A 5060-nucleotide genomic window follows, 5' to 3' on the forward strand; every position below is an offset into this window, starting at 1 on the left:
AGGACCTTGGCGTTCACACCCTGCGGGAAGGTTTTGCTCTTCCAACATCGGGGCGAATGACGCAGCGCGAAATCTGGGACATGGTCGGCTTCCATTCTCGTGAACAGGGCGTGCACGGCATTCATTACGATGAGTGTCAGCATATCTTTCCGAAGAAAAGCGCCGAGGGGCGGGCAATGATCCTCGATAGTTTCAAGTCGCTCCTCAAAAAGCCCGATTGGCCCCTGATGCTGATCCTGTCGGGCGTTGACGAACTGGCTGGTCACATCAACAGCGAAGAGCAATTGGCTTATCTGCTCAGGCCGGTGCCATTCCGTGAAATCTCTCTGGCGCGGGACGAGGATGTGAAGGAACTCAACCGGCTCTGTTTTGCCTATGCCGATACTGCCGGGTTCGACTTCACACCACTTAGTTCGATGGATTTCTATCGGCGTCTTTCCTGCGCCTGTTCCTATCGTTGGGGTCTTGTGATCGAACTGCTGATTGACGCGCTGGTGGAAGCAAGCCGATGCGCGGACCTTTGCCTTGAGGCGGGGCATTTCTGTCGTGCGTTTACCGACCGAACGTCCTTGCCATCGAGGTATTCACCGTTTTCGGTCGAGGATTTTGAGCCGTTGTTCAAGGCTGCGAAAATCTTCGATTTGTGGAATGAGAAAGTGGGGAGAGGGGGCTGAATTGGTTTTGAGCGGACGTGAAGATTTAGCTGGTTTCGCAAAATATTAGGTGGGGGTATTTCGGTAAATCATCTGAGAAACACAAGATTTTGGAGCCAAATCGGTCCGTGCATTTGCGCGGGCCTTTTTGTTTTGGGACGGCAGTGCATCAGTTTCGGTGTCTGGCTGACGCAACTTATGTCGCGCGTTTATGCTCCAAATGTGCACGTTTATGGGGTTGAACTAAAAGTTTGGTTGAATTTATATTTTAAAACAGTGGCTTGTGATTGATTCGATTTCAGGTTTTGAATTTCGTGCACTCTTATGCTCCACTGACACCTGGGTAATGACGGCGCCGGACCCAACACAGACAGGCGAAGATGAACACCGATCCCTATGAGATACTTGGCGTGCCGAAGACCGCCACACAGGACGAGATCAAGAAGGCCTATCGCAAGCTGGCGAAAGAGCTGCACCCGGACCTGCATCCCGATGACAAGGCCAAGCAGGAACGGTTCAAGGAGGTCTCGGCCGCCAACGATCTGCTGGGCGACCCCGAGAAGCGCCGGCGTTTCGATGCGGGCGAGATCGACGCCAGCGGACAGGAACGCCCCGAACGCCAGTATTACCACCACTATGCCGGCCAGGATGCCGGCCGCCGCTACGACCCGGGTCAGGGTTTCGAGGGTGGAATGGATCAGGACGATCTGAACGACATCTTTTCGCAGTTCTTCAGAGCGCGCGCCGCCGGGGCGGGCGGCGGCGGGTTCCGGCACGAGGTCCACACCCGCGGTTCGGATATGCGCTATCATCTCGAGGTCGATTTTCTCGATGCCGCCCGCGGCGCGAAGCGTCGTGTCACGATGCCCGATGGCAACAATATCGAAATCACGATCCCGCCTGGCGTCAGGGATGGCCAGACGCTTCGGTTGCGCGGCAAGGGCGCGCCGGGGATCGGCGGTGGCGCCGCCGGCGACGCTCTGGTGACCGTTTCGGTGGGGACGCATCCGGTGTTTGCCCGGCTGGGTGAAGATATCGAGATGGAATTGCCAATCACCTTCGATGAAGCGGTGCTCGGCGCAAAGGTCGATGTGCCGACTGTATCGGGATCCGTCTCGGTCACGATTCCGAAAGGGGCGTCGTCGGGTCGGCGCCTGAGATTGCGCGGCAAGGGCATCAAGGGCCCGAAAGGCAAGCCGGGCGATCAGATCGTGAGGTTGAAGATCGTGCTGCCTAAAGAGATCGACCCAGAGATGGAGGAACTGGCGGAGCGCTGGCGCCGGATGGCCGGGTTCGACCCGCGCGCCGAATTGCGGAGGATGACATGAGACACACGGAAGAGATGGTCCTCACCAAGATCCGGCGCCTGTCCCGGCGCGAGCTCCGGCTTTGGGTGCGCCAGGGCTGGGTGCGCCCGGCGGTGGGCGAGGCCGGCCCGGTCTTCGACGAGCTCGATATCGCGCGCCTGCGCCTTCTTTGTGATTTACGAAAGGAGATGGCGCTGCCCACGGCTGCCATGCCCGTGGTCTTGAACCTGATCGACCAACTCTACCAAACCCGGCGCGACCTGTGGACATTGCTCGAGGCGCTGGACGATCAACCCGACGATGTCAGGCGCGCACTAGCGGCACGACTTCGTCTTCGCGATACCAACGACGCGGCTGAAGAAAGCGATTGAAAATGGCTGTTGCGGCCAGTTTTGCCGGAAAACGGTAGTGAAAGGTAGCCTTGTTGCACAAATCCGGCTCTGAGCACGGTTCTCTTTTCCCAGACGGAATTACCCTATGGCTTCTGTGAGAGGTATGAGCTACTCCCCATATATTGGACAATATCTGGCGTAGTTTAAGCTACTCTTTGCACCTGCTGATCGGGTTGGGTTGTTTCATTTCGCTGCCAATAGATCACAGCGGGTGGTTGGCCGCCAAGGGCGGAATGAGGGCGCTTGTGGTTGTAGAACGCGATCCACTTACTGACGCCAGCTTTGGCCTCTGATCCGGTCTCCCATGCATGCAGATAAACGCATTCGTATTTCAGAGATCGCCAGAGCCGTTCCACGAAGATGTTGTCGAGGAACCAGTGCGACGAGGTGGTCGCCAGCGTCAAGGCGATGAACATCATCGGGAAGAGACCTTCCGCATCCAGGCAATAGACGGGATTGCTCAGATCAATGGCCCGGCAAGGGGCCGTTGATTAGGGGCCTTCAACGCCGTTCTTCTTGCGCAGCACCGCGACGAAACCCGGGATTTTCTGCGTGGAGCTTTGCTCATGAATGATCTCGCTGACTTCGCAGATCTCGAAACCGCAGGTTTTGGATAAGTCGGCCAGGTAGGCGCTGCCATGCGCAAAACATCCCGATTTTGCGAGTTCCCGATAGCTCGATGCACCAAAGGCTGTTGGGTCGGAACCGTCGTATGAATAGGTGGTGAAAGCAAATGTTCCTTCCGGCCGAAGGGCCAGCCACACTGCTTCGAGGACGGCGTTCAGGTCTCCGAAATGGATGAGTGCCGCCGCCGAGACGATCAGGTCAAATTGGTCTGGATGCCGGGTCAGGAAAGAAAGCAGATCATCCTCGTTCAGGACGTCATAGATGCCTTTCGCGCGTGCGCGCTCAAGCATGTCCGGTGAGACGTCGACCCCCGTCATGTGCTGGGTCATCGCGCGGAAGCCGGCGCCGGAGAGACCTGTGCCACATCCGGCATCGAGGGCCGAGAGGAAGAGCGGGGAAGCGTGGCGCAGAACGGCATCCAGGACGTGACGATGCGCGAAATAGCCTGGGACCAGATCCCAATTCTTCGCCTTTCGTCGGTAGAGGTCGCGCAGAAAGGCGGGCGATGCTCTAGCTGGAACAGGCGCCTTGCCAATTGATGCAAGAATCAGTTCAGCGCCTTGCTCGTCTCCGGGGGCGAGGCGCAGGTAGCGACGCAATGACAGCGCTGCCGCGTCAAGATCGTTCAGGGCGATTAAAGCGTCTGCCAAAGCGAAATGCGCCCGCGCATCTTCAGGACTGGCAGCGGTGACTTCGGCAAGAAGGTCGGCTGCTGTAGAAAAATCCGCCAGATCCATTGAGGTGACAGCCAAATTGTACATCGCTTCCGCATATCCGGACCGTGTTTCGATGGCCTTCCTGAAGGCCGCAATTGCGTCTTCAGGCCGCTGCCCCGTGCGCAGAGCTATGCCGAGATTGTTGTAAGATTCCGGCGAGGGTACCGGTGCATGTACGCAGGCGGTCTCAAGGGCCTCGATCGCCGCAGTGATGCTACCATGAGCGAGCCGTGCGACCCCGAGCAGGTGAAGCAGGTCCGGGTCGTTAGGGTAGTCCATGAGTGTGCGCACGCAGACGGTTTCCGCCGCTGAGTAGCGTCCTGCGGCATAGGCGCTCAGAGCTTCTGCGGTACGGCAACGCTTGATACTATCCATCGCGCGAGGACCCTTTGGAGGGTATGGTAACTTGTTGGCCCGACATGCCGTCCTGACCGATGGAGTGTTGCGCTGACAGCCAGTCGGACGTGCCCCGGCGGTGCCGTCCGGCGCAGATATGTGCGGCAGTTATGAGCCGCCGGAGCGCCGGATTGCCGTTCGCCCGATTCCAGATTGCATTGAAGGCCACGCTGTTTTTGGGCTCGTTCACCGGGAGATAGGAAAGTTCCCGATCATCCGGTCGCTGCCAGGAAGAGACGGCGAGCGTAATGCCCTGGTTCAGGGCGACCAGATCCAGAAGCATCTCCTGCGTCGCATCGATCCGATCGACTTTGAAGGCGCAATCATCTTCGGCTGCCAGAACGCCGCGAATGAAGGCTTCGACCTCGGGACCTGGCGCGGCGACGGTTACGAGGACCCGTTCGTGCCGCATCGAGGACCAACTGACAGCGGGCACGCCAGACAGTGCATGGGTCTTCGAGGTGACAACGAAAACTTCTTCCTGCCACAGCTGTGCGTAATCGCAGTTCGACGGGATCTCGCAATCGGTCACAAAGGCGATGTCCAGAGAGAGCCCGCCGCGACGAGCCTGACATGCTCTCTCGTTGCGCCGTCGACTGCGCTGAGCAGAACCCGGGGATGGGCGGTCGCGTATCGCCGGAGAAGGTCCTTGAGGAAGCCGGTGCCCAGCGAGGTCTGAATCCCGATCGTGAGACTTCCGGTCTTTCCTCGACCTGCAAGCCTGGCATGTCGCTGCGCACGTTCGAGCAGTTCGATCGCGGATTTGGCTTCGCGAAGGAAAGCCTGGCTGAGCTGCTGCCGGTTTCGTGGACGGCAACTTAAGCTTTCATAGCTCGCTCCTCGAAGGTCATAGGGCTTAGATAGCCGATGGTCGAGTGGCGACGCGTTGGATTGTAGAACCTCTCAATGTAATCGAACACATCGGCGCGAGCCTGTCTTCTGGTCCGATAGGTTTTGCGCCTGACCCTT

At 58.5% G+C, this 5060-nt stretch carries 6 protein-coding genes and 2 pseudogenes; 4 read left to right on the forward strand and 4 right to left on the reverse strand.

The genetic code is table 11. The features are described from left to right. The 3 genes and pseudogenes from C8N42_RS20810 to C8N42_RS20820 all read left to right on the forward strand — a co-directional run. A pseudogene (locus tag C8N42_RS20810) lies at window positions 1–674 on the forward strand (hypothetical protein); the annotation flags it as partial. Window positions 675–1033: 359 nt separating this feature from the next. Next, complete coding sequence (locus C8N42_RS20815) at window positions 1034–1981, forward strand: DnaJ C-terminal domain-containing protein (protein ID WP_107818297.1); 948 nt, start codon at window positions 1034–1036, stop codon at window positions 1979–1981. Continuing rightward, window positions 1978–2331, forward strand: coding sequence for a MerR family transcriptional regulator (locus tag C8N42_RS20820; RefSeq protein ID WP_107818299.1), 354 nt, complete (start codon window positions 1978–1980; stop codon window positions 2329–2331). The genes C8N42_RS20815 and C8N42_RS20820 overlap by 4 nt, the downstream gene beginning before the upstream one ends. Before the next feature lie 164 nt (window positions 2332–2495). Here the strand turns inward: C8N42_RS20820 and C8N42_RS20825 are convergent. The 3 genes and pseudogenes from C8N42_RS20825 to C8N42_RS20840 all read right to left on the reverse strand — a co-directional run. Beyond that, a pseudogene (locus C8N42_RS20825) lies at window positions 2496–2726 on the reverse strand (integrase core domain-containing protein); the annotation flags it as partial. A gap of 117 nt (window positions 2727–2843) precedes the next feature. Next, window positions 2844–4070: a tetratricopeptide repeat protein gene (locus C8N42_RS20835; RefSeq protein ID WP_107818300.1), complete on the reverse strand. Its 1227-nt coding sequence runs from the start codon at window positions 4068–4070 to the stop codon at window positions 2844–2846. Then, window positions 4063–4725: a LysR substrate-binding domain-containing protein gene (locus C8N42_RS20840; RefSeq protein WP_281261425.1), complete on the reverse strand. Its 663-nt coding sequence runs from the start codon at window positions 4723–4725 to the stop codon at window positions 4063–4065. The genes C8N42_RS20835 and C8N42_RS20840 overlap by 8 nt, the downstream gene beginning before the upstream one ends. Between C8N42_RS20840 and C8N42_RS21740 the strand changes: the two genes are divergently transcribed. Beyond that, on the forward strand, window positions 4665–4913 hold the full coding sequence (locus C8N42_RS21740; RefSeq protein ID WP_170109397.1) for a hypothetical protein: 249 nt from the start codon (window positions 4665–4667) through the stop codon (window positions 4911–4913). The two genes, C8N42_RS20840 and C8N42_RS21740, sit on opposite strands and share 61 nt — an antisense overlap. On the opposite strand, the gene C8N42_RS20845 is transcribed toward C8N42_RS21740, so the two are convergent. Then, a partial coding sequence (locus C8N42_RS20845; RefSeq protein WP_146168246.1) for an IS3 family transposase occupies window positions 4910–5060 on the reverse strand: 151 nt, incomplete at its 5' end. The genes C8N42_RS21740 and C8N42_RS20845 overlap by 4 nt on opposite strands.

It is taken from the genome of Celeribacter persicus (genome assembly GCF_003050785.1).
Classification (GTDB): Bacteria; Pseudomonadota; Alphaproteobacteria; order Rhodobacterales; family Rhodobacteraceae; genus Celeribacter; species Celeribacter persicus.